This is a genomic window from Paraburkholderia sp. WC7.3g, from assembly GCF_050436345.1.
Classification (GTDB): domain Bacteria; phylum Pseudomonadota; class Gammaproteobacteria; order Burkholderiales; family Burkholderiaceae; genus Paraburkholderia; species Paraburkholderia podalyriae.
In genome coordinates, this window is record NZ_JBNDMA010000002.1 from 861,782 (window position 1) to 887,811 (window position 26,030).

Here is a 26,030-nt window from a genome sequence, read left to right on the forward strand (position 1 = left end):
CCACAGCAAAGACGATTCACTGATCCAGTACGAGCTTGATGTCGAGCGGCGGCTCCGAGCGACTCAGATTGAGCCGCTTCACGCCGGTGGCTGGCGCATCGGCATAGGCGAGATAGTCGATCGTCCAGCCGTCCTGGGTGATCTGCTTCAGGCGCGACGGCTGCTCCGGGTCCTTCTCGGTCGTCGCGCGCGACGTCGGCGCCGGCGACGGCTGCAGCCAGTAGCGCAGCCCTTCGACCGGCAGCGTGAAGCCGAGCGCGTTCTGCATTAGTGTCGACACGTTGTCGGCGGTGAGCGGCGGGCGGTTCGGCAACTCGAGCGTGGCCGTAGCCGGCGACGACGTCACGATGGCCAGCGTCTGGCCGAGCGGATTGCGCAATTGCAGTGTGACAGTGTCGCCCGTCTCCTGCCACGAGAAATTGCCGTAGGCGTTACGCTGCTGACCGTTCTGGTCGTTGTACTGGATCGCGAAGCGGCCCTGATACGAGCGGCTCGTCTGCGCGGTGACTTCGGTTGCCGCGTTCGACGTGGACGGCCCCTGCGGCTTCACCGACGCGCAGCCGGCCAGCGCGACAACCGCTGCCGCCGCGAGCCCGAGCGCGATGCCGCGTGGCGCCCTGGAAAAAGAAATCAAACGGGAAAGACGCATCAAAGATCGTTTACCTGAAGACGTTGCAACGTTTTGACGAGAGTCTCGTTGTCGGGTTCTAGTTTGCGTGCCTCGCGGAACGCGGCGCGCGCCTGTTCGCGATCGCCGGCCTTCCACAGCACTTCGCCCAGGTGCGCGCCGATTTCGGCGTTCGGCTGGAGGCTGTATGCCTTGCGCAGCAGCTTGATCGCGTCGGTCGTGTTACCCATCCGGTACTTGACCCAGCCGACGCTGTCCATGATGAACGCATCGTTCGGTGCAAGCGCCGAGGCCTTCTCGACCAGTTTATCCGCCTCCGGCAGGCGCTGGTTGCGATCGGCGAGCGAATAGCCGAGCGCGTTATACGCCTGCGGGTTGTCCGGCTGCGTCTGGATCAACTTGCGCAACTGCGCTTCCATGACGTCGTAATGGCCGGTTTTCTCGGCGGCCATCGCGTAGTCGTAGGTGAGATCGGGGTCGTCGGGGAAGTTCGCCGTGGCTTGCTGCAGGCGCTGTTCGGCCTCCGGGTAGCGCTTCGCGTCGAACAGGATCGCCGCATCGGTGCGCGCGATCAGCGCCACGTCACGTGGATCAGAGGTCTGCAAATTGGCCAGCAACTGGCGCGCCTCATCGGTCTTGCCCTGTTTCGCAAGCAATTGCGCGCGCGTGATCTGCGCGGCCAGGTATTGCTGACTCGCCGGCGAGATCTTGTTCAGCCAGCCGTCGGCGGCCGCTTCGTTCTTCTGTTCGAGCGCCAGCTGCGCGAGATAGATGTAGGCCTGGCCTGCATCGGCGCCCGGCGTCTTCTCGGCCTGCTGCGCGAACTGCATCAGATAGGTCTGCGCTTCGGCCAGATTCTTCTGCTGGATCTTGATCAGCGCAAGCGCCATCAACGGCGTCAGGTCGTTGGAGTTCGCCTTGCGCATGATCTCGAACTGCTTCTGCGCGTCGTCGAGACGGTCGCTCGCGAGATACATCTGCGCGAGCGCGAGCCGCGCGTCATGCGATTTCGGGTTCTGCTGCACGTACTTTTCGAGCGACGCGATGCCTTCCTTACGCTCTTCCGGGCCCATCTGCGACAGCATCAGCGCGGCCGGCAGATAGTCGGGCTTGATCGCGAGCGCCTGCTCGAGCGACTTGCGCGCTCCCGGCGCGTCGTCGGCCAGCAGCTGCTGGCGCGCGACGGCCAGTTGCGCTTCCGGCCGGTTCATGTCGTTCTTCACCAGCTCCTGCAACACGTGCAGGCCACCGATTCGGTTCGGGCCGCGCGACAGCAGCAGTTGCAGCGCGAGCATAGCGCTGCCGCGATTTTCTTCAGGTACCTTCGCGAGTTCTTGCGACAGGATCGGCGACGCATCATCGGGCTTGCCCGACAGCACGAGCAGGGATGCGTCGAGCTGGGCGGCGCGTTCCGAGCTCGGCGCGTACTGTTGCCACAGTTGCGCGGCGGCCAGTGCGTCCGACGGGCTCTGCGCGGCCAGCGCGATTTCGGTGGCGCGTTGCGCCATGCGCGGGTCGTGCGTATCGCGCGCGAGCGCGAGGTAGGTCTGATAGGCGGGTGCCGGTTGGTCGCGCTGCAGCGCGATTTCGGCGGCCAGCACCTGGAAGACGATCTGGCTCGACAGCGGCACGTCGGGCAGCGACTTTTCCTCTTCAGGCGTTGCCGGGCCCAGCGGGTCCGGCATCGTGACCGACGTGTCGTCGGAATCCGGCGACGGGTCCTGCGCATGCGCGGGCACAGCGGCCAGCGCCCACAATGCAAGCGCGGCTGCACCGAGCATCCGCCGAGCGGAGCCGAGCGGCACGTGGGACACGCGCGCGCGGCGCTTTGAAAGCAGCTTCACGAAGGACACGTTCATGGAAATCCGTTCAATGTTTCAGTCGATTGTAACGCGCTCGCTACAATACGCGCACAACCACTCACGCAAGTAGCAGACCACTCAGCCATGCCAGAGTTGCCAGAAGTCGAGGTTACCCGACGAGGGATCGAACCGTATGTGTCCGGGCGCAAGGTTGAGCGCGTCGACGTGCGCACGACCGCGCTGCGCTGGCCGATTCCGACCGATCTTGCGAAGACCTTGTGCGGCCATGTGGTACGCAAAGTCGAGCGGCGCGGCAAGTATCTGCTGTTCGAAATCGACGCAGGGTGGTTCATCGTGCACCTCGGCATGACGGGCACGTTGCGCGTTCTGCGTCACGTGCCGCATCCGCCGGCCGCGGCGAAGCACGACCATGTCGATTGGATCTTCGATGACTTCATCCTGCGCTATCGTGATCCACGCCGCTTCGGCGCGGTGCTGTGGCATCCGCGCGAAGAAGGCGACATCCTCGACCATCCGCTGCTCGCGAGCCTTGGCGTCGAGCCTTTCTCGCCGGCGTTTTCGGGCGCGCTGATGCATCGGCTGACGCGCGGGCGCAAGGTGTCGGTGAAGCAGGCGCTGCTGGCGGGAGACATCGTGGTCGGCGTGGGCAACATCTACGCGTCGGAAAGTCTCTTTCGTGCGGGCATCCGGCCGACCACCGCGGCGGGCCGTGTGTCGCTCGTGCGTTATGAACTGCTGGCCGATGCCGTGCGCGTAACGCTCGCCGCCGCGATCGACAAGGGCGGCAGCACGCTGCGCGATTTCGTCGGCAGCGACGGCGAGAGCGGCTATTTCCAGCTCGACTACTTCGTCTATGATCGCGCTGGCCTGCCATGCCGCGTATGTGAAACGCCAGTCAAACAGATCGTGCAGGGGCAACGCTCCACATACTTCTGTCCCACCTGCCAGCGCTAGATTCTCGATGCCTTCCCGCCCGACTCCAACGACCAGCGCGTCCGATTCCACACCCGCGATTGCGCCGATGCCGGATTTTGCCGCGCGTCTGATCGCATGGCAGCACCAACATGGGCGCCATGATCTGCCGTGGCAGAACACGCGCGATCCGTACCGCATCTGGCTGTCCGAAATCATGCTGCAGCAGACCCAGGTGTCGACGGTGATTCTGTACTACGCGAAATTTCTCGCGCGTTTCCCGGATGTCGCTGCGCTCGCCGCCGCGCCGTCCGATGAAGTGATGGCACTGTGGGCCGGCCTCGGCTACTACACGCGCGCGCGCAATCTGCATCGCTGCGCGCAGGTGGTCGTCGAGCAGCATGGCGGCGTGTTTCCAGCGTCGGTCGATCAGCTCGCCGAGTTGCCCGGCATCGGACGCTCGACGGCCGCGGCGATCGCGTCGTTCGCGTTCGGCGCGCGCGCGACGATTCTCGATGGCAACGTGAAGCGCGTGCTTGCACGCGTATTCGGCGTCGAAGGTTTTCCGGGCGAGAAGAAAGTTGAGAACGCAATGTGGACGCTCGCGGAATCGCTGCTGCCGTCGAATGCGTCGAACGCGGAGGTCAGCGCGTACACGCAGGGCTTGATGGATCTTGGCGCGACGTTGTGCGGGCGCGGCAAACCGGACTGCACGCGCTGTCCGTTCGCGCCGGACTGCGTCGCCAACGTCACCGGCCGTCAGCGCGAATTGCCGATCGCGCGCCCGAAGAAAGCGGTGCCGACACGCCGCACGTGGATGCTGGTGCTGCGCGACGGCAATGCGGTGATGCTCGAGCGGCGTCCGCCGTCGGGCATCTGGGGCGGTCTGTGGAGTCTGCCCGAAGCCGCCGACGAAGCATCGCTGGCCGAACGGGCGCGCTCGTTCGGCAGCGACGGAGAGGTGTCACCGCTCGCGTCGTTCTCGCACGTATTCACTCACTTCAAGCTCGATATCGAACCGCGGCTCGCGGAGCTCGATCGCGGTGTCGGCGCCTTGGCCGCGCTCAACGATGCGCACACCGCCTGGGTAGCGCTCCGCGATCTGGATGCGTTCGGCGTGCCGGCGCCGGTGCGCAAGCTGCTCACCAGTCTGCGTGGCTCGTTGATCTAGCGGAAGGGATCGGCGGCATTGCGTGCGCAACCTGCGTTGCGCGCGGCCGCCTTCACGCCTTCAGGATTTCACAGCAACTGATGCTGCTGCATGTAGTGATGCACGATGTCGATGCGCGCGCCCGCATCGGTCAATTCCATCAGCTTTTGCCGCGCGCGCAGCGCGATCGGCAGCACCTCGGCGAGACGGTTCGACACCCACGACGGATCGGCTAGCCGGAACGGCTCCGCGAACGGTAGGCTGTCCGGATCGCGTTCGCGGATCGTCGCAATGATCCGCTCGAGCACTTCGGCGCACGCGCCGAATTTGGCCAATAGCTCGTTGCCTTCGAGCGGCAGGTCGTCGGCGAGCGGCTCGGCCATGCCGACCAGCAGACCATCCGCTTCGACGCGATGCGACAGCAGACGAAAGCGCTTCGTACCGCGCGCGCGAATCAGCAGCATGCCGAATGCTTCGACGTCGCACTCGTCGATTTCGGCGAGACAGCCGATCGTTTCGGGCACCGAAGGTTCTTCCTCGCGCGCGACTTCAGCGCCGCTTTTCAGCATGCACACGCCGAACGGTGCTTTTTCGCGCAGACAGTCGCGCGCCATGTCGAGGTAGCGCGCTTCGAAGATTTTGAGCGGCAGCAAGCCATCGGGAAATAGCACCGTATGCAGCGGAAACAGCGGCAAATCGGCGTACACAGTAGGCGTAGAGGACATGGCGCAACGCTTCGGGTTAAGGCCGCGCGATGCGGCCGGTTAAGCCACCAGCTTCGATGATTCGCCGACGTCGACCGGCGCATCGCGGTGCCGCACAATCACATTCGCCGATGTTGCGAGACGCGCGGCAAGCGTCTCCGCGATGAATACCGAGCGGTGCTGGCCGCCCGTGCAACCGATTGCGACGGTCAGGTAGCTGCGATTGTCGTCGCGGAAATGCGGCAGCCACTTGGACAGATATTTCTCGATGTCGTCGATCATCTCGTGGACGACGGGCTGCGCATCGAGAAAATCCATCACCGGTTTGTCGAGGCCGGTGAGCGGCCTCAATTCATGATCGTAGTATGGGTTCGGCAGCGTGCGTACGTCGAATACGAAATCCGCGTCGAGCGGTACGCCGCGTTTGAAGCCGAACGACTCGAACATCAGCACGAGCCCCGCGTCCTCCTGCTCGATGAAGCGCTTGACCCATGCGCGCAGCACATTCGCGCGCAGATTGCTCGTGTCGATCTGATGGCCGAATTCGGCAAGTCCCGCGACCAGTTCGCGCTCGCGTTCGATCGCTTCGGCGAGCGACGTGAGCAGGCCCACGTCCGCGTCGTGCGCGGGTGAGCCGGACAGCGGGTGGCGGCGACGTGTTTCGGAAAAGCGTTGAATCAGCGACTGCGTGCTCGCGCTCAGGAACAGTACACGCACGTCGTGTGAGCGCTTGAGGTCGTGGATCATCGCGGGCATTTCGTCCAGCGACGAACTGGAGCGCGCGTCGATCGCGACCGCGAGACGATCCTGGCCATCCGCGGCGAGGTACGTGGCGAGTTGCTGCAGAAAACGCGGCGGCAGATTGTCGACGCAGTAATAGCCCGCGTCTTCGAGCGCGTTCAGGGCAACCGATTTGCCGGAGCCGGAGATACCGGTGATCAGGATTATGCGCATGGAGTCGTCGAAAGCGTAGATTTCATCATAGCATCTGGCCTCCATGCGCGTGCCCGCGACCTGCCTTCCGCGGGCGCTTCATGGCGCTGCGCCGGCTTCAGATCAGCTTGCCGGGAAACTGGCTATCGGGATCCTGCATTGCGAGACGTTGCCGATCCATGAAGTCGCGCAGCGTGTCGATGCCGCGCAGCTGCAGGATCGTGTTGCGCACGGCCGCTTCGACCAGGACCGCGAGGTTGCGGCCCGCGGCCACCTGGATCGTCACCTTGCTGATCGGCAGGCCGAGCACGTCGACAGTCTGGCTTTCCAGCGGCAGCCGCTGGAATTCGCCGTCGGGGCGGCGCACCAGTTGCACGATCAGCTTCAGCTTCATTTTGCGGCGCACCGCCGTTTCGCCGAAGATCGTCTTGATATCGAGCAGACCGAGGCCGCGAACTTCGAGCAGGTTCTGCAGCAGCGGCGGACAGCGTCCTTCGACGAAGTCCGGCCCGAGGCGCACGAAGTCGACCGCGTCGTCGGCGACCAGACCGTGGCCGCGGCTGATCAGTTCGAGGCCGAGCTCGCTCTTGCCGAGACCCGAGTCGCCGGTCAGCAGCACGCCCATGCCGAGGATGTCGAGAAACACGCCGTGCAGCGTCGCGCGCGGCGCGAGAATGCGCGACATGTAAAGACGCAGACTATCGATTACCGCGGCCGCCGAGGTCGGCGTCGTGAACAGCGGAGTCGACGAGCGCGTGCAGCGCAGCACTAGCTCCGGCGGCGCCGCGACTCCCCCCGCGACGACGAGAAAGGGTGGCTCCAGTGCGATCAGCTCAGCCATGTGGCGCGAGCGGTCTTCGTCGGTCTGACGTTTGTAGTAGTCGATTTCAGCGTCGCCGAGTACCTGGATCCGGTTCGGGTGGATCAGGTTCAAGTGGCCAACAAGGTCGGCGCTCGACGTGGCATTGGCGACCGATTCCGAAGAAAAGCCGCGCTCCCAGCCTTCATGCCCCGTGAGCCAGCTGAGCTTCAGCATGGCGGCGTTGTCGTCGAAAATGCTCTGGGCGTTGATGCTGGACGTATCCATGAGTCAGTGACTCCAGTGTGAGCCGCTTGCCGGGCCTTACCTGTGTGTGCGCGTACGAACTACCGCCGCCGTTGCATCAAGGTTGCCACTGGGTGAGCAGGCGATGCAACGATTCGCGGTCTTCTTCCGTGTGCAGCCGCTCGCGGGCGTCGCGATCGGACAGCAACTGCGCGATCTCGGAAAGAATTTCGAGGTGCTGTTGAGTGGCCTGTTCGGGGACGAGCAGGAAGATCAGCAGCGAGACCGGCTGGCCGTCCGGCGCTTCGAAGGGGATGGGTTCCGCGAGTCTGACGAATGCGGCGAGCGGCTGCTTGAGGCCCTTGATCCGCCCGTGCGGAATCGCGACGCCTTCGCCGAGCCCGGTCGAGCCGAGTCGTTCTCGCGCAAAAAGATTGTCTGTGACAGTGCTGCGGGCGATGCCGTTCTGGTTCTCGAAGATCAGGCCCGCTTGCTCGAACACGCGTTTCTTGCTGGTGACCGATAGTCCGATGACGACGTTCTCGAGGGGAAGAAATTTGGCTAAACGATTCATGTTGACAGGCGAAAACGTGGCCTGAGTTCTCCCCACCGGGGCGGTTGAGTGGCGTTCCATTCGTTCGATGCTGGCGAAGATGGGCGGTGAGAGTCGATCGAGAAAGCCTGACGCTTCGGCCGGCCCCACTTCGTCAGAACTGGCTTGACCCCGATGGTAACCGGAACATTATAGAACAGGGCGACGGTCGATGGTGCGGCGCGCCATCTATGCATATCAGGTTTTTCACCGCTTGCGGCGCGGCTCATGTCGCGCTGCGCAACCGACTGCGGGAACGGTTGAAATCGGCCTCGACGACGCGCACCGGCGGGCGGTGAGCGGAGAGCGGGCGCCGAAACGAAAAACCGCCCGGTCGCGGGCGGCTTGACGAGTTCAGGCGAAATGAGGGAATTCCCTCTAATTTCTCCTATTGCGGCGGCACGTCTAGTTGCGGCGCCGGCTGATACTTGATCGCTTCGTGCTGATGGCCTTGCAGACGATCCTTGTGGCGTATCACCTGCCTGTCGAGCTTGTCGATCATCAGATCGATCGCAGCGTACAAATCACTGTCACAACTCTCGACGAAGATATCCTTACCCTTCAGATGGAGGTTGATTTCCACCTTTTGACGCTTGTCCTTTTCCTTATGGTTGTCGACCGAGAGGACCACACTGCCGTCGATGACCTGATCGAAATGTCTTAGCACCCTATCCAGTTTGGTGATCACGTATTCGCGCAACGCAGGCGTTACTTCGAGGTGGTGTCCACTGATCTTGAGATTCATAGTGCTTCTCCAAGCTAATGGCCGCTTGGTCCGCACGATGACGAAGGTCCGGTCGATCTGACGGCTTGCCTGTGTCGCCCCCCGGTGACCGACATCTGGCAGGTCGCAGCGGCCGGCCTGTCCGCCAGGTGCGGAGCGGCCGGTAAATGCCCGCTGCCAAACGCGGCGGGCTACAGAGACTTGCGCAGGTTGACTGCCGGGATTCTGAGCGCCTCACGGTATTTCGCAACGGTGCGCCGTGCGACCACGAAGCCCTGTTCCGCCAGCAGTTCGGCTATGCGACTGTCTGAAAGTGGCGATTTGGGGTTTTCCGCTCCTATCAGTTGTTTGATCAGCGCGCGAATGGCCGTGGACGAGGCTGCGCCGCCGGTGTCCGTCGAAACGTGTGAGCCGAAAAAGAACTTGAATTCCAGCGTCCCGAATGGGGTCAGCATGTATTTACCGGTTGTCACACGCGAGACAGTCGACTCGTGTAGGCCCAGCGTATCAGCTATTTCCCGCAAAACCAAGGGGCGCATGGCAATTTCGCCGTGCACAAAAAAGCTCTTTTGACGCTCGACAATTGCTTGTGCAACTCGCAGGATCGTCTCGAAACGCTGCTGGATGTTTTTGATCAGCCAGCGTGCTTCCTGCAGTTGCTGGCGCAACGACCCACTGCCGGGATCGCCGCGGTTATTACGCAAAATATTCGCGTATAGATGGTTAATGCGCAGCTTCGGCACCACCTCGGGATTTAACTCCGCCTGCCACCCCTGTGCCGTTTTGCGCACCATGATGTCGGGCACCACGTAGTCCGCTTCTGCCTTGCCGTAGGCGGCGCCCGGAAATGGTTCGAGCGAGCGGATCAGCGCATGCGCGTCGCGCAGATCGTCGTCGCTGGCCTTCAGGTGCTTGCGCAGCCGCGTGAAATCGCGCGCCGCGAGCAGTTCCAGGTAATGGCCGACAATGTCTAGCGCGAGCGTGCGTGTGGGCGATGGATCGAGCCGCAACAATTGCAGCTTCAGACATTCGGACGCCGACCGCGCGCCGACGCCGGCCGGGTCGAAGCTATGCAGCAGCGCAAGCGCGGCGTTCAATTCGTCGAGATCGACTTCGAGCTCTTCGGGCAGGTCGGCCAGCACTTCTTCGAGCGTGGCGGCGAGGTAGCCGTCGTCGTCGAGCGATTCGATCAGGAACGTGCCGAGCGCGCGGTCGCGCTGGCTCGCCTGGGTAACGCGCAGTTGCGCCATCAGGTGGTCGCGCAGCGACGTGCTCGATTCGTGGATTTGCAGCGGGGGCAGGTCGTCGTCGTCCGACGCGTTGCCGGAGCGGCCGTAGTCGTCGAGGTTCCACTGCGACATATCGCCGCCACCGTCGCCCGAGATGCCGTTGTATTCGTCGACACCCTGCGGCTCGCCACTTTCGGCGCGCTCGCCGTTGCCTTCGGACGATGTCGAACCGTTGCTGGCCATCGGATCGGCCGGCGCCGCGGAACCCGGTGTCTGGGCGATCACCGAACCGTCGGCTGCCACTCGCAACGGGCTCGAGATCCACTCGTCTTCGTTTTCGAGGAGCGGATTCTGCGAGATCGCCATCGCGACTTCCTGCTGCAGTTCGAGCGTCGACAACTGAAGCAGCCGGATGGACTGCTGCAGTTGCGGCGTGAGCGCAAGATGCTGCGATAGGCGGAGTTGGAGGCTGGCTTTCATGGCAGGTTGAGATTCATTGTAGAGAGTTTGCCACGACCGCGATACCTTGCGGCACTCGCAATTTGCGGATACGCACCGATCGGCGCGCCGCGCGGCGCCAGCCTGCGCCGCCTGGGAAGGATGTGCGGGTGCCGCAAAAACGGTGTCCCCGTTCGCGCGAACTCGCGTGGCCGGGAACGCCGTGTGTGCTTACATGCGGAAGTGCTCGCCCAGATAGACGCGCCGCACGCTTTCGTTTTCGATGATGTCGCTCGGCGCGCCGGCAGCCAGCACGCTGCCGTCGCTGATGATGTACGCGTGATCGCAGATACCGAGCGTTTCGCGCACGTTGTGGTCGGTAATCAGGACGCCGATATTGCGCTGCTTCAAGAATTTGACGATTTTCTGGATTTCCAGCACCGCGATCGGGTCGACGCCGGCGAACGGTTCGTCGAGCAGAATGAAGCTCGGGTTGGTCGCCAGCGCGCGCGCAATTTCAACCCGACGACGCTCGCCGCCCGACAGCGACAGCGCCGGATTTTCGCGCAGATGCGAGATTTGCAGCTCGTCGAGCAGCGCTTCGGTGCGCGACGTGATCACGTCTTTGCCGAGGCGCTTGCCGTTTTCGTCGTGCTGCAATTCCAGCACCGCGCGAATATTCTGCTCGACGCTCAATTTGCGGAACACCGACGCTTCCTGCGGCAGATACGACAGGCCGAGCGATGCGCGCTTGTGAATGGGCAGCAGGCTGATCGACTTGCCGTCCAGGTCGATTTCGCCGGCGTCGAGCGGCACAAGGCCGACGATCATATAGAACGACGTGGTCTTGCCGGCGCCGTTCGGGCCGAGCAAACCAACCACTTCGCCGCTTTTTACGTCGAGCGATACGTCCTTGACGACGGTGCGCGAGCCATAGCGCTTCTTCAGATTACGCACGGCCAGCGAACTACTGGTCCCGGCCGGCTTGCGATGGGGGAGGGGCGCGATTGTGCTGCTGATGGTGCTCACTGGTTCGGCGCTCCCTGGATCGAGTTGGACGGCGCGAGCGCGGCCGACGCGCCGGTCAGCGGCGCAGCGCCGGCGTTGCGCGGCGACAGCATCGCGCGCACGCGACCGGTCGGGTTGCCCGGACCTGCGACGTCCTTGCCCGCCTTCGCGGTGTAGAAGTCGTTCTGGCCGTCGTACGTGATCACGCTGCCGTGCACCTGATCGAGCAGCGTCGTCATGCCCTGCAGGCGGCGCACCGTCGCGTTGGTGGTCAGCGTGGTCAGATCCTGCTTGCCGTCGTAGTCGATGCGGATGGCCGTACCCTCGATGTATTCGTCCAGCCCCTCACGCTTCTGGCGGAAATACGACAGATTGCCGCCGCTGGAGGTGCCGGTCGCATACTGGTAGCCCTGCGGGTCTTGCGACACTTCGACGCGATCGGCCTTGATCAGGATCGTCCCTTTGGTCGCGACCACGTGGCCAGTGAAAATGCTGACCTGCCGCAGGTCGTCGTAGGTCATGTTGTCCGCTTCGATGTTCAGCGGCTTGTCCTTGTCGGCGCGGTCCGCGTGCGCGAGCGGCGCGAAGCCGACGAGCGGCAGCGCGATGACTAGCGCGGCGAGTCCGGCGCGGCACGCCGACAGCACGCGCGGACGGCCGGTATCAAAACGGGGGAGCGATTCGTTCATGCAGTCACGCCTGGAATGGATTACCCGGTATGCGTTGGCTTAGTGGCCGGAATCGGACGCGGCAATTGCGCCTCTTACATTGCCGAACAGCTGCATAAACCGGTTGACATTGTTGTATTTCATGCCGCTGGCAGTCATTACGGACATGCCGCGCTGAAGTTTAACTGGCTTTTCAGTCTCGATCACATCGTCGTTGACGAGGACCCTGAAATGCTCGGAATCGGCCTGCATCGGCGGATCGCCGCTGCCGGGCGCGCGCAGGATGCGCGCGTTCTGGTACAGATTGACGATCGACGCATCCGCGTTGACCGTGCCCGTATCGCCGGTCGCGGTGACGATCGGCTTGCCGGGCTGGAACGCCCGCATTGCCGGCTTGACGAGGTCGCTCATTTCGTCGTCCTCGTAATGGACCAGCGACTGTGCGGTCAACCGGTACTGCGTCGCGCCCGACTGATCGAGTTCGGACACCGAGAAATTGTCGGCGAAGTAGTCCGGCGTGTGTTCCTTCGACCGAACCTCGTCGTCGGTCTTACGCGGCAACGTGGCTTGCAGCAGCCACCACGTGATGCCGGCGAGCGCCGCCATCGCGATGAGCGGGATCAGCGAAGTCAGGCGAAACTGGTTCATCCCACTAGGCCTCGTTGCTCGCCGCTGCACGCCGCCGCCAGCAGTGCTTCATATTTGTGCTGCGCACGCAGTAGCGTGTCGCACACTTCGCGCGCCGCGCCGTGGCCGCCGCGCGCCTCGCTGACCCAGTGCGCGCGTGCGATCACTTCGGGATGCGAATTGGCCGGCGCGGCCGCGAAGCCGACGCGCAGCATCACCGCGAGATCGACCCAGTCGTCGCCCATGTAGCCGCACTCCTCGGCGGTGAGGCCGGTTTGCTGCAGCAGATCGCCAAACGCCTGGGGCTTGTCCTGCACGCCCTGATAGACATGCGCGATGTTCATTTCTTTCGCCCGCGCCGCCACGATGCCGGACTTGCGCCCGGTGATGAGCGCCGTTTCGATGCCGGCCTGGCGCAGCAGCTTCATGCCGTGGCCGTCCATTGAATTGAAGCCTTTCATCGTGTCGCCTTCCGCCGTGAACAGCAGGCCGCCGTCGGTCAGTACGCCGTCGACGTCGAAAATCATCAGCTTCACGCGGCTTGCGCGTTCGGTGGCGGTAGGAGGGGCAACGGCCATCAGATCACCTTCTTCGAGAACAGGTCGTGCATGTTGAGCGCGCCGATCAGCTTGCCCGTTTCGTCGACGACCAGCATCTGATTGATGCGGTAGCGCTCCATCAGTTCCACGGCTTCGACCGCGAGATGGTCTGGGCCGATCGTGCGCGGGCCGGCGGTCATCACCGAGTCGATCGGCAACTGGCGGAAATCGCCGTCGCGTTCAAGCACGCGGCGCAGGTCGCCGTCGGTGAAGATGCCGGTCACACGGCCCTCGTGGTCGACGATCGCGGTCATGCCCATGCGCTTCGCGGTCAGCTGGAAGAGCGCATCGCTGACGGTCGCCTCGGGTGTGACCTGCGGCAACTGGTCGCCGGTGCGCATCACGTCGCGCACGTAGGTGAGCAGGCGTCGGCCGAGCGCGCCACCGGGATGCGAGCGCGCGAAGTCGTCGCGGCCAAAGCCGCGTGCGTCGAGTACCGCGACCGCGAGCGCGTCGCCGAGCGCGAGCGCGGCGGTGGTGCTGGCGGTGGGCGCGAGATTCATCGGACAGGCTTCCTTTGCGACGCCGGAATTCAGATGCACGTCCGCGAGTTGCGCGAGGCTGGAGCCCGGACGGCCGGTCATCGCGATCAGCTTCGCGCCGATCCGCTTGATCAACGGCAAGATCGCGATCAACTCCTCGGTTTCGCCCGAATTGGACAGCGCGAGGAATACGTCCTCGGCGGTGACCATGCCGAGATCGCCGTGGCTCGCTTCCGCCGGATGCACGAAGAATGCGGGGGTGCCGGTGCTTGCCAGCGTAGCCGCGAGCTTGCGGGCCACATGGCCCGATTTACCGATGCCGGAGACGACCACGCGGCCACGGCAACCCAGGATGAAATCGACCGCGCCGACGAAACTGCCGTCGAGCTGGTCGCGAAGCGCGCGCACGGCGTCCGCTTCGATGTCGAGTACGTCGCGAGCAAGCGTGAGTGCCCTGTCGCCATTGATTTTCGCTATCATTCGCGGAGTATAGCAAAGGCGCCTGTTCGCCGCGCCGGGCCTGCTGTGCCGAGCCGCTGTCTGCATCGGCCTGTCGATAATCCCTTTTTCAGCTGCTTTGCCGTCTTTTGGCAGCTTTTTTACCGGCCCAATCAATCATCTCGCACGGCGTTCTCGTGCGCGGTTCCGCTGACGAACGAGGACGCTTCACCCATGCGTTTTTGCCGATGATCTCCCCGCTCGAAATGACGCTGTTTCTGCTGCTGGCATCGGTGGCGGGCGTGGTGATCTTTCGCTTCCTGAACTTGCCGCCGATGCTCGGCTACCTGACGGTCGGCATCGTCGTCGGGCCGCATGCGTTCGGGTTGATTCCCGATTCGGCGGGTGCGCAGAATCTCGCGGAATTCGGCGTCGTGTTCCTGATGTTTTCGATCGGGCTCGAGTTTTCGCTAGCCAAGCTGCGCACGATGCGCCGACTGGTGTTCGGACTTGGCTTGCTGCAGGTGATCGGCACGGTCGCGGTGGCCGTGTCGGTCGGCTTCCTGATCGAGCGTTGGGTGCATATCACGTGGCAGGCGAGCGTCGCGCTAGGCGGCGCGCTGGCGATGTCGTCGACGGCGATCGTCAGCAAGATGCTCGCGGAGCGGCTCGAGATCGAAACCGAGCACGGCCGCAATATCTTCGGCGTGCTGCTGTTTCAGGATCTCGCGGTGGTGCCGCTTTTGATCATCATTTCGGCGCTCGGCGGCCGCTCGGAGAATCTGGTCAGCGCGCTCGGCGTCGCGGCGATCAAGATCGTCGTGGCCCTCGCGCTGCTGCTGATCGTCGGGCAGCGCTTCATGACGCGCTGGTTCAACGTGGTCGCGCGGCGGCGCTCGCAGGAGCTGTTCGTCCTCAATCTGCTGCTGGTGACGCTCGGCGCCGCGTTCATCACCGACAAATTCGGGCTGTCGCTCGCGCTCGGCGCGTTCATCGCCGGCATGCTGATCGCCGAGACGCCGTACCGGCATCAGGTCGAAGAGGACATCAAGCCGTTTCGCGACGTGCTGCTCGGGCTCTTCTTCGTGACGACCGGCATGCTGCTCAATCCGCGCGTGATCTGGGAGCATCCACTCGTCGTGCTGGCCTTTTTCCTCGGCCCGGTGCTGCTGAAAGCGGTCATGATCACCGGCCTTGCGCGGCTCTTCGGCGCGACGCCGGGCGTCGCGATGCGTACCGGTATCGGTCTCGCGCAGGCGGGCGAGTTCGGCTTCGTGCTGCTGAACCTGATTCTCGACCGGCATCTGGTCGACGCGACGCTATTGCAGGCGATTCTCGCCGCCATGCTGCTGTCAATGCTCGCCGCGCCGTTCATGATCCAGAACGCGGACCGCGTCGTGCTGCGGCTGTCGTCGACCGAATGGATGATGCAGTCGCTGCAGATGACGCGCATCGCGACGCAGAGCCTGAAGCAGAGCGGCCACGTGATCATCTGCGGCTATGGCCGCGCCGGGCAGAACCTCGCGCGCATGCTCGAGCATGAAGGGCTCTCGTATGTCGCGCTCGACCTCGATCCCGACCGTGTCGCGGCGGCCGCGGCGGCCGGCGAATCGGTCGTGTTCGGCGACGCGGGGCGGCGCGAGTCGCTGCTGGCCGCCGGCCTGCATCGCGCGGCCGCGATCGCGATCACCTACGCGAACACGCCGTCGGCATTGCGCGTGCTGCACAACATTCACGAGATGGAGCCGACGCTGCCGGTCATCGTGCGCACCGTCGACGACGCCGATCTCGAGAAACTGCTCGCCGCCGGCGCGACCGAGGTGATTCCGGAGATCGTCGAGGGCAGCCTGATGCTCGCGTCGCACACGCTGGTCGTGATGGGCGTGCCGATGCGGCGCGTGGTGCGGCGCGTCGAGGAGATGCGCGACGAACGCTACTCGCTGCTGCGCGGCTATTTCCACGGCGCCGACGACATCGACGACGACGACGGCCACGAGCAGGTGCGGCTACAATCGGTGCCGGTCGACGAGAGCGCCGACGCGGTGGGCCGCACGCTCGCCGAATTGGGCCTGTTCGAGCTCGGTGTCGACGTGACCGCGATCCGCCGGCACGGCATCCGCGGCGTCGAACCGGACCCGTCGACGAAACTGCGCGCGAGCGACATCGTGGTGCTGCGCGGTCTGCCCGAGCAGCTGGCGCAAGCCGAGGAGCGGCTGTCGAAGCATCGCCGCGCGGCCGCGGCCTGAACCCGTGAAGCAAGCCCGTTCTGTCGGGCCACCCTGATTCAAAGCTTTTCACCGGACCCGTCGAGGTCCATCCGGAGACATCATGTCCAACGCGCTCGCGAGCGCGCCGCTCGATGCGGCCGACTACGTCAGAAGTCACATTCGCACGGTGCCCGACTGGCCGCAGCCGGGTGTGCAGTTCCGTGACATCACGCCGCTGCTGCGCGAGCCGAAGTCGTTGCGCGTGCTGATCGACCTGTTCGTGCAGCGCTATATCGACGCGAAGCTCGACTACATCGCTGGACTCGATGCGCGCGGCTTCATCATCGGGCCGATCGTCGCGCACGAGCTGAGTATCGGCTTCATCCCGATCCGCAAGGCGGGCAAGCTGCCGTACAAGCGGATCTCGCAATCGTATGAGCTCGAGTACGGCACCGCGACCGTCGAGATTCACGAGGACGCGTGCGAGCCGGGCGACCGCGTCGTGATCATCGACGATCTGATCGCGACCGGCGGCACGATGATGGCTGGCAAGCTGCTGCTCGAGCGGCTCGGCGCGGTCGTAGTGGAAGGCGCGGCGATCGTCGATCTGCCAGAGCTGGGCGGCTCGAAGCTGCTGGGCGAGGGCGGCCTTGCGCTCTATACCGTGACGAGTTTTGACGATCACTAAGCTGGGAGACGGTCCGCGCGCGCCGTGACGCGCGGTCAGGTTTGCCGCCGTATGAGCAGCCAAAGCCGCGCAAGCCGCACGATCCCCCAAACCGCGCAATGCCAGGCGGGCCCAACAGCCGTGCCCAACAACAGGGCTCACCATCCGCGAACCAGATCAGAAGGCCACCACGATGCCCAACTTCCTGCTGTTTCTCGCCACCTCGATCGCGATCACCGTGGCGCCCGGCCCGGACAATCTGCAGGTGCTCGCGCGCGGCATCTCGCAGGGCCGCGCGGCCGGCTTCGTCGCCGCGCTCGGCTTTGCCGCCGGCATCACCTTTCACACGACGCTCGCCGCGCTCGGCGTCGCTGCACTGCTGCGCTCGTCCCCGCTCGCGTTCGAGGTGATCAAACTCGCCGGCGCCGCGTATCTGGTGTGGATCGGCATCAAGGCGCTGCGCAGCCAGGGGCTCGCGACCGCGCACGAGCGCGCGCGGCAGCCACTGTCGACGGTGTTTCGCCAGAGCGTGCTCGGCAATCTGATGAACCCGAAGGTCACACTGTTCTTCATCGTGTTTCTGCCGCAGTTCGTGCAGCCTCACGGCGCGCAAAGCGTAACCGTGCAGATGCTGGAGCTCGGCGCGCTGTTCATGCTGCAGACCGTCGTCGTGTTTTCGCTGTTCGGCGTGTGCGCCGGGATCATCGGCGGCTGGCTCAGACGGCGGCCGCGCGTGGGCTTGTGGCTCGATCGCCTGGCCGGCGCGACGTTCATCGCGATCGGAATTCGCGTCGCGTTGCGCGACTGACGCGCGTCACGCAACACGCCCGCTTCCGGTTTGCCCCGGTTCGCCGCGACGGCGGACAGTTTGGAGTATTCGATGACTTTGCCTTGCATCACCGCCGCGCGCCGCTTCGACGCGGCCGCGCATCGGCCGTTCTGGATCGGCGCCGACCAGGTCGGCTGGATTCGCGAGCGCGACGTGCCACTGCTCGCGCGCTGGCCCGACGTGTTCGAGATTGCGAACGACAGCGTGACGCTCGCCGCCACGTTCGATACCGTCGATCTGCGCAGCGCGGCGCTCGCTTCCGTGATCGGCGCGCTCGCCGCCGATGGCCGCATCCCCGGCTGGCGCAACGAAACCTACGCGATCCGCAATGCGTTCGACGCGCCGCCGCTTGCGTATATCGAGCGCGCGGCGTCGCGCTTCTTCGGCACGATGACCTACGCGGTGCATCTGAACGGCGTCGTAGAATATGCGGATGGCGGAGCGCCCTTTGGCGGGGCGCCCCTTGGCGGAGCGCCCTTTGGCGGAGCGCCGCAATTGTGGATCGCGCGCCGCAGCGACACGAAGGCGACCGACCCCGGCATGCTCGACAATGTCGTTGCGGGCGGGATCGGCTGGGGCTTCGGCATCGCCGAGACGATCGTCAAGGAATGCTGGGAAGAAGCGGGCATTCCGGCGCAGATCGCGGCGAGTGCGGTCGCGGGCCGCACCGCGCACGTGCTGCAATCGCTGCCGGAAGGCACGCAGGCCGAGCAGATTTTCATCTACGACCTCGCGCTGCCCGCCGACTTCGCGCCGCGCAACCAGGACGGCGAAGTGGGCGAACACCGGCTCGCGCGCATCGACGAAGTCGCGCGCTGGATCGAGGAAGGCGCGCTGACCGTCGACGCCAGCCTCGCGACGCTCGATTGCCTGCTGCGCCGCCGCTGGATCGACGAGGACGCGTGCGAGGGCATCGACACGCTGTTCGCGCCGCCCGCGCTGGGCTAGCCTGGGCCTTTGCAGCCAGTACGCACTGAAACAAACCATGCATTGAAGAAGGGAGTCACCGAGGTCATGTCGACCGATCACAGCTTTATCCTCAAACTGTCGTGCGCCGACCGGCCCGGCATCGTTCACGCCGTGTCGGGCTTTCTGTTCGAGCGTGGCAGCAATATTCTCGACTCCGCGCAGTTCGGCGACAGCCGCACCGGCGAATTCTTCATGCGCGTGCATTTCCAGCAGGTGGGCGGAGATCCGGGGCTCGACGCGCTGCGCGCGTCGTTCGTGACACTTGCCGAACAGTTCGGCATGAGCTGGGAGTTGCACGACGCGAGCGTGAAGCCGCGCGTCGTGATCATGGTGTCGAAGATCGGCCACTGCCTGAACGATCTGCTGTTCCGCTACCGCACCGGTCAGCTCAACATCGACATCCCGGCGATCATCTCGAACCACAAGGAGTTCTACCAGCTCGCCGCGAGTTACGACATCCCGTTCCATCACTTCCCGCTGCTCGGCGGCACGCCCGAAGCGAAAATCGCGCAGGAGGCGCGCGTGCTCGACGTGATCAACGAGCATCAGGTCGACCTCGTGGTGCTCGCGCGCTACATGCAGATCCTGTCGCCGAAACTGTGCGAGGCGCTCGCCGGCCGCGCGATCAACATCCATCACTCGTTCCTGCCGAGCTTCAAGGGCGCGAAGCCGTACTACCAGGCGTTCGACCGCGGCGTGAAGCTGATCGGCGCGACCGCTCACTACGTGACGACCGATCTCGACGAAGGCCCGATCATCGAGCAGGAGGTCGAGCGCGTGGACCACAGCATGACGCCGGAACAACTGACGGCGATCGGCCGCGACGTCGAGTGTGTGACGCTTGCGCGCGCGGTGAAGTGGCACGTCGAGCATCGCGTCGTGTTGAACGGCAGCAAGACGGTGGTGTTCCGCTAAACGTTGCGCCGATGAAGACCGCGCCGGTCGAGGCCGGCGCAATCCTTTCCTTGCTATCAAACAGCCACACGATGCCGACGATCCCCATCAGCCACGTGCCGATGTCGATGCCGCCGGTAAACGGCAGCTGCAGCGTGTAGTGCAGCTTGTAGGTGAACGGAATCAGGTTGAGCCGCGTGAGCGACACGGCGCCCCATTCCCGACGTCCCTGGATCTCGCCGGTGACGGGATCGACGGCGATCTGGTTGAACTCGAGCGGATAGGGCCGTTTCGTCGCCGGATCGGTGCGCGGCAGCACCATCATCTGCAGCGTGTGGCCCGGTTCGACCGCGAGCGGCAGATAGGTCACCTGAACCCGCGGATCGGCGGTTTCGACGCGATTCGCCAGTTCGAGGCCGGACAGCGTCGGCCCGGCCGTGCGGGCCCGGTAAAACGACGGGTTCAGCGCGGCATCGAGCTCGTGGTCCCGCGCGATGATCGCGCCAGTGAGGCCGGCGACGAACAGAAACAGCGCGATTGCGACGCCGAACCAGCGGTGCAGGCGGACAAGCGGGCGCCTCATGCGCGAGCCGGCAACGAGTAACAGGGATTCAGGCGCAAACCCGAGCGGGAAAACAGGGGTAACGTCACAATGCGGATCAGCTGTAAATAGGAATTGTTCGCATCTTAGGGGGCGCCATGTGCTGCAAGTTTTCTGTCGGCGAGAGACGGCGACTCAGCGCCGCGGGAAGCAAAAAAAGCGGCACCGAAGTGCCGCTTTTGCTTGCGTGGCCTGAATGGCCCGCTCGGTGAGCGCTAGTGGGCGCTGACTTGTGCTACTCGAGCCCGTGCCGCTCACACCATCCGCAAATAAATCAGCTCCCGCTTGATATACGCATAAAAAATCGGCGCAGCGACGACCCCGGCGATACCGAACGCCGCTTCCATCACCAGCATCGCGATCAGCAGTTCCCACGCGCGGGCCTCGATCTGGCCACCGACGATCCGCGCGTTCAGAAAGTACTCGAGCTTGTGAATCAGGATCAGAAACACCAGAGACATGATCGCCGCCGGAAAACTCACCGACAGCGCGACCGCGACGATGATCGTGTTCGAGATCAGATTGCCGATCACCGGCAGCAGACCCACGATGAACGTGACGAGCACGAGCGTCTTCGACAGCGGTAGCCGGTCGTGGAAGATCGGCAGGATCACCAGCAGGAAGACCGCCGTGAATACCGAGTTGAGCGCGGAAATCTTCACCTGCGCGAACACGATGCGGCGAAACGCGTCGGCAAAACGCGTCACGCGCGTGACGAACGCGGTGGACAGCGGCAGCCGTTGGATATGCTTCTGCGCGCCGACCGCGATGATTGCGCCGATGATCATGCCGAGCAGCACGTGCGTGAATGCGCGCGCCGCGGTCGTGCCGCTTTGCTGCAGCATGTTGGCGTGCGTGTGCATCAGTTCCGCGGCCTTCGCCTTCATCTGCTCGGTGTCGACTGGCAGATAGTTCGCGACGAATTGCGGAATCCTGCCGCGCGCCTGGTCGATCAGCTGCATCGCCTGATCGAGTAGCGCCTGCACGCTCGGTACGTCGTTCTCGAAATGCGAGGTGATGCCGAGGGTGAGCGCCGTCAGCGCGCCGACGATCACCGTCGACAGGATCACCACCGCAAGCCAGCGCGCCCGCTTGCTCGACATGTGACGCTCGATGCGCGGCGCGATCGTATGCACGAGCTGAAACACCAGCAGCCCGGCGAGCAGCGCGCCGAGCAGCTTCAGTTCGATCACCGCCCACATGCCGAACAGCATCACCACGTAGCTGCCGATTTCGACCGCCGACAGCTTTGGCAGACTCATGTCGCTGGTCAGCCTGACCGGGCGCGGGCGCAGGTCCTGCACCCGATCTTCTTCGCGCGCCTGATTACGCTTGGTCATGGCTTATCCCGTCTCCAACCTCGGTAGTGCAGCGTTACTTTATGCTGGCGGCGCGCTTGAGCAGCGGCGCCAGATATTGGCCGGTAAAGCTGGCCTTCGACTTCGCGACCTGCTCGGGCGTGCCCTGGGCGACGATCTGCCCGCCGCCGGCGCCGCCTTCGGGACCGAGATCGATGACCCAGTCCGCAGTTTTGATTACATCGAGATTATGTTCGATGATCACGACAGTATTACCCTGGTCACGTAACCGGTGAATGACTTCCAGCAGCAGCGCGATATCGTGAAAATGCAGGCCGGTGGTCGGTTCGTCAAGAATGTACAGCGTGCGACCGGTATCACGCTTGCTCAGTTCCAGCGACAGTTTCACCCGCTGCGCCTCGCCACCCGACAGCGTGGTCGCCGACTGACCCAGGCGGATATAGCCAAGACCCACGTCCAGCAAGGTTTTCAGCTTGCGCGCGACGACCGGCACGACCTTGAAGAACTCGTACGCGTGCTCGACCGTCATGTCGAGCACTTCGCTGATGTTGCTGCCTTTGTACTGAATGTCGAGCGTTTCGCGGTTGTAGCGCTTGCCGTGGCACACGTCGCACGGCACGTACACGTCGGGCAGGAAGTGCATTTCGACCTTCAGCACACCGTCGCCCTGGCACGATTCGCAGCGCCCGCCCTTCACGTTGAACGAGAAGCGGCCCGGATCGTAGCCGCGCTCCTTGGCGGCCGGCACACCGGCGAACAACTCGCGGATCGGTGTGAAAAGGCCCGTGTAGGTCGCCGGATTCGAGCGCGGCGTGCGGCCGATCGGCGACTGGTCGACGTTGATCACCTTGTCGAAGTGCTCGAGGCCCTCGATCGACTCGTACGGCGCCGGCTCCGTGGCCGAGCCGTACAGGTGATGCGAGACCGCGTGATAGAGCGTGTCGTTGATCAGCGTCGATTTGCCCGAGCCGGACACGCCCGTCACGCAGGTCAGCAGACCCACCGGCAGATCGAGTGTCACATTGTGCAGATTGTTGCCGTGCGCTTCGACGATGCGCAGGCGCCGCTCGTCGGGTTCCTTGCGCTCGTCGGGGTATTCGATCGTGCGCGCGCCGGACATGTACTGGCCGGTGAGCGACGCCGGGTTCTTCTGCACCTCTTTCGGCGTGCCCTCGGCGATCACCATGCCGCCGTGCTCGCCCGCGCCCGGACCCATGTCGACCACGTAGTCGGCCATGCGGATCATGTCTTCGTCGTGCTCGACGACGATCACCGAGTTGCCGAGGTCGCGCAGATGCTTGAGGGTCGAGATCAGCCGGTCGTTGTCGCGCTGATGCAGGCCGATCGACGGTTCGTCGAGCACGTACATCACGCCGGTCAGGCCCGAGCCGATCTGGGAAGCGAGGCGAATGCGCTGCGCTTCGCCTCCCGACAACGTTTCCGCGCTGCGTTCGAGCGACAGGTAGTCGAGCCCGACGTTATTGAGGAACATCAGACGCGCGACGATTTCCTTGACGACCTTGTCGGCGATCTCCCGCTTCGAGCCTTCGAGGCGCAGGGTCTGGAAGTAGCCGAGCGCATCGCGCAATGGCCAGCCGCTGATCTCGAAGATGCCGCGCGCGTCGCCGTCCGCGCCGATGCGCACGAAACGCGCCTCGCGACGCAGCCGCGTGCCCGCGCACGCCGGGCATGGCTGGTTGTTCTGGTATTTGGCGAGTTCTTCGCGCACCGCGGACGAATCGGTTTCGCGGTAGCGCCGCTCCAGATTCGGGATGATCCCTTCGAACACGTGCTCGCGCACCGACGTGCGGCCGCGCTCGTTGATGTACGAGAACGGAATTTCCTGCTTGCCCGAACCGTACAGCAGGATCTTGCGGACTTTCTCCGGCAGGTCCTCGAACGCGGTGTCGATGTCGAAGTCGTAGAACGCCGCGAGGCTCTGCAGCATCTGGAAGTAGAACTGGTTGCGCCGGTCCCAGCCCTTCACCGCGCCCGCCGCGAGCGACAGCGACGGATGCGCGACCACCCGCTTCGGATCGAAGAACGTAATCTGGCCGAGGCCGTCGCATTCGGGGCACGCGCCCATCGGGTTGTTGAACGAGAACAGGCGCGGCTCGAGTTCCTGCAGCGAATACGAGCAGATCGGGCAGGCGAACTTCGAGCTGAACAGGTGCTCCTTGTCCGTGTCCATTTCGAGCGCGATCGCGCGGCCGTCGGCGAGGCGCAGCGCCGTTTCGAACGATTCGGCGAGGCGCTGCTTCATGTCCGGGCGCACGCGCAGGCGGTCGATCACGACATCGATCGTGTGCTTGTCGTTTTTCTTCAGCTTCGGCAGTGAATCGACTTCATAGATTTTCGCGCTGCCTTCGTTGGCGGTGCCGCCGCCCGAGCGCACACGAAAGCGTACAAAGCCTTGCGCCTGCATGTCCTCGAACAGATCCGTGTGCTCGCCCTTGCGATCGCTGACGACCGGCGCGAGGATCATCATGCGCGTTTCCTCGGGCAGCGCGAGTGCCGCGTCGACCATCTGCGACACGCTTTGCGCTTCGAGCGGAATCTCATGATCGGGGCAGTAGGGCGTGCCGACGCGCGCGAACAGCAGACGCAGATAATCGTGGATCTCGGTGACGGTGCCGACCGTGGAGCGCGGATTGTGCGAAGTCGCCTTCTGTTCGATCGAGATGGCCGGTGACAACCCTTCGATCAGGTCGACATCCGGCTTTTCCATCAGCTGCAGGAACTGCCGCGCGTAGGCGGACAGACTTTCGACGTAGCGCCGCTGCCCTTCCGCATACAGCGTATCGAACGCCAGCGACGATTTGCCGGAGCCGGAAAGCCCCGTGATAACGACGAGCTTGTGACGCGGTAGGTCGAGATTGACGTTCTTCAGGTTGTGGGTGCGGGCCCCACGAATACGAATTTGTTCCACGGATCTATTCCATGAACTGCGGAAAGGGAAAGAGGCTAAACCTGCTACTATAACGACTTTTCCAGACCGCCGTTACGGCATGCTGACAGCGGGAAAGAGGCCTAACTGGGGAAGTTTTCCGTGAGTACAAGATGCCGCAAGGGGCGAGCGGGGGCGATAGGGCACGGGGTTTGCGCGTCTCGTCAGCGCAAGTCGGTCGGCATCCGGGGTTAGCCGCCAGCCCGTTCGTCGCGCTCCACTGTGCCGGCGGCCAGGGCTGTCCACACGGGCTCGCCGCCCGGTTCATTCAAACCACGCTTCGATGTCCAATCCGTCCGCCATCTCCACACGCATGAGCGCGCCCGAATTGCGCGCGACCGTGTCGCTTGCCGCCATCTTCGCGCTGCGCATGCTGGGTCTGTTCATGATCATGCCGGTGTTCTCGATCTACGCGAAGACCATTCCCGGCGGCGAAAACGTGCTGCTCGTCGGCATCGCGCTCGGCGCGTACGGCGTCACGCAGTCGATGCTCTATATCTTCTATGGCTGGATCTCCGACAAGATCGGCCGCAAGCCGGTGATCGCGACGGGCTTGTTGATCTTCGCGATCGGCAGCTTCGTCGCGGCGGCCGCGCACGACATGACGTGGATCATCGTCGGCCGGGTGATACAGGGGATGGGCGCGGTATCGTCGGCGGTGATCGCGTTCATCGCCGATCTGACCTCGGAGGAACATCGCACGAAGGCGATGGCGATGGTCGGCGGCAGCATCGGCGTGTCTTTCGCGGTGGCGATCGTCGGCGCGCCGATCGTGTTCCACTGGCTCGGCATGAGCGGGCTGTTCACGCTGGTCGGCGTCTTCGCGATTGTCGCGATCGGCGTCGTGCTGTGGATCGTGCCCGATGCGCCGAAGCCGGTGCACGTGCGCGCGCCGTTTGCCGAAGTGCTGCACAACGTCGAACTGCTGCGTTTGAATTTCGGTGTGCTCGTGCTGCACGCGACGCAAACCGCGCTGTTCCTGGTCGTGCCGCGCATTCTCGAAGCGGGCGGGCTGCCGGTCGCGTCGCACTGGAAGGTGTATCTGCCGGTGATGGGGCTGTCGTTCGTGATGATGGTGCCGGCGATCATCGCCGCGGAAAAGCGCGGCAAGATGAAGATCGTGCTGCTGTCGGCGATCGCTCTTATCCTGATCGGCCAGTTGTTATTGGGCGTTGCTGCGCATACGATTCTGAGTGTGGCGGCGATCCTGTTCGTGTACTTTCTCGGCTTCAATATTCTCGAGGCCTCGCAGCCTTCGCTGGTGTCGAAGCTGGCACCCGGCACCCGCAAAGGGGCCGCGGCCGGCGTGTACAACACCACGCAGTCGATCGGTCTTGCGCTGGGCGGCATGGTCGGCGGCTGGCTGCTGAAAGTGAACGGCCAGAGCGCGGTTTTCTTCGCTTGCTCCGGGCTGGTATTTTGCTGGCTTATAATCGCCGCAAAGATGAGACAGCCGCCGCGCAAGGCATAACACAGCGTACTCGGGGCATCTCCCGAATCATCCAGAACTCACCCGGCGGCGGGCAGAGGCGCTCTTCTGGTCTCGGGCCTGCCGGCCGTGAGACGCGAACCGCGTAGTGCCGCGCCGCCTGCAACA

The 26,030-nt window shown here is 64.1% G+C and carries 23 protein-coding genes and 1 pseudogene; 8 read left to right on the top strand and 16 right to left on the bottom strand.

The genetic code is table 11. The features are described from left to right. Positions 1–16: 16 nt before the first annotated feature. Positions 17–649, bottom strand: a complete 633-nt coding sequence (gene lolB, locus OKW43_RS15545) for a lipoprotein insertase outer membrane protein LolB (protein ID WP_187633994.1) — start codon at positions 647–649, stop codon at positions 17–19. Then, a complete protein-coding gene (locus tag OKW43_RS15550) occupies positions 649–2,487 on the bottom strand; it encodes a tetratricopeptide repeat protein (RefSeq protein ID WP_429448299.1) in 1,839 nt (612 codons plus the stop codon). Before OKW43_RS15550 ends, lolB begins: the two co-directional genes overlap by 1 nt. A gap of 87 nt (positions 2,488–2,574) precedes the next feature. Between OKW43_RS15550 and mutM the strand changes: the two genes are divergently transcribed. Together mutM and mutY are read left to right on the top strand one after the other, a co-directional pair. Further along, positions 2,575–3,405 carry a bifunctional DNA-formamidopyrimidine glycosylase/DNA-(apurinic or apyrimidinic site) lyase gene (gene mutM, locus OKW43_RS15555; protein ID WP_187633992.1) on the top strand — a complete coding sequence of 277 codons (831 nt, stop codon included), beginning with the start codon at positions 2,575–2,577 and terminating at the stop codon, positions 3,403–3,405. A gap of 67 nt (positions 3,406–3,472) precedes the next feature. Beyond that, positions 3,473–4,534, top strand: a complete 1,062-nt coding sequence (gene mutY / locus OKW43_RS15560) for an A/G-specific adenine glycosylase (RefSeq protein ID WP_429448302.1) — start codon at positions 3,473–3,475, stop codon at positions 4,532–4,534. A 68-nt stretch (positions 4,535–4,602) separates the two neighbouring features. Here the strand turns inward: mutY and OKW43_RS15565 are convergent, their stop codons facing one another. The 11 genes from OKW43_RS15565 to kdsD form a co-directional block, all read right to left on the bottom strand. Beyond that, the gene (locus OKW43_RS15565; protein ID WP_187633990.1) at positions 4,603–5,238 is read right to left on the bottom strand and encodes an LON peptidase substrate-binding domain-containing protein; all 636 of its coding nucleotides are present in this window, start codon (positions 5,236–5,238) and stop codon (positions 4,603–4,605) included. A gap of 39 nt (positions 5,239–5,277) precedes the next feature. Beyond that, positions 5,278–6,171, bottom strand: coding sequence for an RNase adapter RapZ (rapZ, locus tag OKW43_RS15570; protein ID WP_027199627.1), 894 nt, complete (start codon positions 6,169–6,171; stop codon positions 5,278–5,280). A gap of 97 nt (positions 6,172–6,268) precedes the next feature. Further along, on the bottom strand, positions 6,269–7,237 hold the full coding sequence (gene hprK, locus OKW43_RS15575) for an HPr(Ser) kinase/phosphatase (RefSeq protein ID WP_008921706.1): 969 nt from the start codon (positions 7,235–7,237) through the stop codon (positions 6,269–6,271). Positions 7,238–7,313: 76 nt separating this feature from the next. Next, entirely contained in the window at positions 7,314–7,829 is a 516-nt protein-coding gene (locus OKW43_RS15580; protein WP_083421008.1) for a PTS sugar transporter subunit IIA, read from the bottom strand. 346 nt (positions 7,830–8,175) lie between these two features. Next, complete coding sequence (gene hpf / locus OKW43_RS15585) at positions 8,176–8,532, bottom strand: ribosome hibernation-promoting factor, HPF/YfiA family (RefSeq protein WP_027199628.1); 357 nt, start codon at positions 8,530–8,532, stop codon at positions 8,176–8,178. A 170-nt stretch (positions 8,533–8,702) separates the two neighbouring features. Beyond that, positions 8,703–10,220: an RNA polymerase factor sigma-54 gene (locus tag OKW43_RS15590; protein ID WP_187633989.1), complete on the bottom strand. Its 1,518-nt coding sequence runs from the start codon at positions 10,218–10,220 to the stop codon at positions 8,703–8,705. Positions 10,221–10,409: 189 nt separating this feature from the next. Beyond that, positions 10,410–11,186, bottom strand: coding sequence for an LPS export ABC transporter ATP-binding protein (gene lptB / locus OKW43_RS15595; protein WP_187634028.1), 777 nt, complete (start codon positions 11,184–11,186; stop codon positions 10,410–10,412). Positions 11,187–11,203: 17 nt separating this feature from the next. Then, complete coding sequence (gene lptA / locus OKW43_RS15600) at positions 11,204–11,875, bottom strand: lipopolysaccharide transport periplasmic protein LptA (protein WP_187633988.1); 672 nt, start codon at positions 11,873–11,875, stop codon at positions 11,204–11,206. A gap of 39 nt (positions 11,876–11,914) precedes the next feature. Further along, positions 11,915–12,502, bottom strand: coding sequence for an LPS export ABC transporter periplasmic protein LptC (lptC, locus tag OKW43_RS15605; RefSeq protein WP_187633987.1), 588 nt, complete (start codon positions 12,500–12,502; stop codon positions 11,915–11,917). Continuing rightward, entirely contained in the window at positions 12,499–13,059 is a 561-nt protein-coding gene (locus OKW43_RS15610) for a KdsC family phosphatase (protein WP_429448305.1), read from the bottom strand. Before OKW43_RS15610 ends, lptC begins: the two co-directional genes overlap by 4 nt. Next, positions 13,059–14,042, bottom strand: a complete 984-nt coding sequence (gene kdsD / locus OKW43_RS15615; RefSeq protein WP_187633985.1) for an arabinose 5-phosphate isomerase KdsD — start codon at positions 14,040–14,042, stop codon at positions 13,059–13,061. The genes OKW43_RS15610 and kdsD overlap by 1 nt, the downstream gene beginning before the upstream one ends. A gap of 206 nt (positions 14,043–14,248) precedes the next feature. On the opposite strand from kdsD, the gene OKW43_RS15620 reads away from it, so the two are divergent. The 5 genes from OKW43_RS15620 to purU all read left to right on the top strand — a co-directional run bounded on the left by OKW43_RS15620 (position 14,249) and on the right by purU (position 19,587). Next, complete coding sequence (locus OKW43_RS15620; RefSeq protein WP_187634027.1) at positions 14,249–16,246, top strand: cation:proton antiporter; 1,998 nt, start codon at positions 14,249–14,251, stop codon at positions 16,244–16,246. Positions 16,247–16,328: 82 nt separating this feature from the next. After that, positions 16,329–16,895, top strand: a complete 567-nt coding sequence (locus OKW43_RS15625; protein ID WP_429448308.1) for an adenine phosphoribosyltransferase — start codon at positions 16,329–16,331, stop codon at positions 16,893–16,895. Between the two features lie 172 nt (positions 16,896–17,067). Further along, positions 17,068–17,682 (top strand): LysE family translocator, encoded by a 615-nt coding sequence (locus OKW43_RS15630; protein ID WP_187633983.1) that lies wholly within the window; start codon positions 17,068–17,070, stop codon positions 17,680–17,682. A gap of 72 nt (positions 17,683–17,754) precedes the next feature. Next, positions 17,755–18,651: an NUDIX hydrolase gene (locus OKW43_RS15635; RefSeq protein ID WP_429448310.1), complete on the top strand. Its 897-nt coding sequence runs from the start codon at positions 17,755–17,757 to the stop codon at positions 18,649–18,651. 66 nt (positions 18,652–18,717) lie between these two features. Beyond that, positions 18,718–19,587 carry a formyltetrahydrofolate deformylase gene (gene purU / locus OKW43_RS15640; protein ID WP_187633981.1) on the top strand — a complete coding sequence of 290 codons (870 nt, stop codon included), beginning with the start codon at positions 18,718–18,720 and terminating at the stop codon, positions 19,585–19,587. Positions 19,588–19,639: 52 nt separating this feature from the next. Here purU and OKW43_RS15645 read toward each other — a convergent pair. From OKW43_RS15645 to uvrA, 3 genes and pseudogenes are all read right to left on the bottom strand, one after another. Then, positions 19,640–20,149 (bottom strand): annotated as a pseudogene (locus OKW43_RS15645) (PepSY-associated TM helix domain-containing protein); the annotation flags it as partial. Between the two features lie 272 nt (positions 20,150–20,421). Further along, positions 20,422–21,507 (bottom strand): AI-2E family transporter, encoded by a 1,086-nt coding sequence (locus tag OKW43_RS15650; RefSeq protein WP_187633980.1) that lies wholly within the window; start codon positions 21,505–21,507, stop codon positions 20,422–20,424. A 34-nt stretch (positions 21,508–21,541) separates the two neighbouring features. Continuing rightward, complete coding sequence (uvrA, locus tag OKW43_RS15655) at positions 21,542–24,415, bottom strand: excinuclease ABC subunit UvrA (RefSeq protein ID WP_187633979.1); 2,874 nt, start codon at positions 24,413–24,415, stop codon at positions 21,542–21,544. A gap of 301 nt (positions 24,416–24,716) precedes the next feature. Here uvrA and OKW43_RS15660 point away from each other — a divergent pair, with 301 nt between their 5' ends. Continuing rightward, positions 24,717–25,904 carry an MFS transporter gene (locus OKW43_RS15660; protein WP_429448313.1) on the top strand — a complete coding sequence of 396 codons (1,188 nt, stop codon included), beginning with the start codon at positions 24,717–24,719 and terminating at the stop codon, positions 25,902–25,904. Positions 25,905–26,030: the final 126 nt, after the last annotated feature.

Coding starts and splice junctions, on each gene's coding strand:
- lolB (WP_187633994.1), bottom strand. CDS start 649: ATGCGTCTTTCCCGTTTGATTTCTTTTTCCAGGGCGCCACGCGGCATC.
- OKW43_RS15550 (WP_429448299.1), bottom strand. CDS start 2,487: ATGAACGTGTCCTTCGTGAAGCTGCTTTCAAAGCGCCGCGCGCGCGTG.
- mutM (WP_187633992.1), top strand. CDS start 2,575: ATGCCAGAGTTGCCAGAAGTCGAGGTTACCCGACGAGGGATCGAACCG.
- mutY (WP_429448302.1), top strand. CDS start 3,473: ATGCCGGATTTTGCCGCGCGTCTGATCGCATGGCAGCACCAACATGGG.
- OKW43_RS15565 (WP_187633990.1), bottom strand. CDS start 5,238: ATGTCCTCTACGCCTACTGTGTACGCCGATTTGCCGCTGTTTCCGCTG.
- rapZ (WP_027199627.1), bottom strand. CDS start 6,171: ATGCGCATAATCCTGATCACCGGTATCTCCGGCTCCGGCAAATCGGTT.
- hprK (WP_008921706.1), bottom strand. CDS start 7,237: ATGGATACGTCCAGCATCAACGCCCAGAGCATTTTCGACGACAACGCC.
- OKW43_RS15580 (WP_083421008.1), bottom strand. CDS start 7,829: ATGGAACGCCACTCAACCGCCCCGGTGGGGAGAACTCAGGCCACGTTT.
- hpf (WP_027199628.1), bottom strand. CDS start 8,532: ATGAATCTCAAGATCAGTGGACACCACCTCGAAGTAACGCCTGCGTTG.
- OKW43_RS15590 (WP_187633989.1), bottom strand. CDS start 10,220: ATGAAAGCCAGCCTCCAACTCCGCCTATCGCAGCATCTTGCGCTCACG.
- lptA (WP_187633988.1), bottom strand. CDS start 11,875: ATGAACGAATCGCTCCCCCGTTTTGATACCGGCCGTCCGCGCGTGCTG.
- lptC (WP_187633987.1), bottom strand. CDS start 12,502: ATGAACCAGTTTCGCCTGACTTCGCTGATCCCGCTCATCGCGATGGCG.
- OKW43_RS15610 (WP_429448305.1), bottom strand. CDS start 13,059: ATGGCCGTTGCCCCTCCTACCGCCACCGAACGCGCAAGCCGCGTGAAG.
- kdsD (WP_187633985.1), bottom strand. CDS start 14,042: ATGATAGCGAAAATCAATGGCGACAGGGCACTCACGCTTGCTCGCGAC.
- OKW43_RS15620 (WP_187634027.1), top strand. CDS start 14,249: ATGATCTCCCCGCTCGAAATGACGCTGTTTCTGCTGCTGGCATCGGTG.
- OKW43_RS15625 (WP_429448308.1), top strand. CDS start 16,329: ATGTCCAACGCGCTCGCGAGCGCGCCGCTCGATGCGGCCGACTACGTC.
- OKW43_RS15630 (WP_187633983.1), top strand. CDS start 17,068: ATGCCCAACTTCCTGCTGTTTCTCGCCACCTCGATCGCGATCACCGTG.
- OKW43_RS15635 (WP_429448310.1), top strand. CDS start 17,755: ATGACTTTGCCTTGCATCACCGCCGCGCGCCGCTTCGACGCGGCCGCG.
- purU (WP_187633981.1), top strand. CDS start 18,718: ATGTCGACCGATCACAGCTTTATCCTCAAACTGTCGTGCGCCGACCGG.
- OKW43_RS15650 (WP_187633980.1), bottom strand. CDS start 21,507: ATGACCAAGCGTAATCAGGCGCGCGAAGAAGATCGGGTGCAGGACCTG.
- OKW43_RS15660 (WP_429448313.1), top strand. CDS start 24,717: ATGTCCAATCCGTCCGCCATCTCCACACGCATGAGCGCGCCCGAATTG.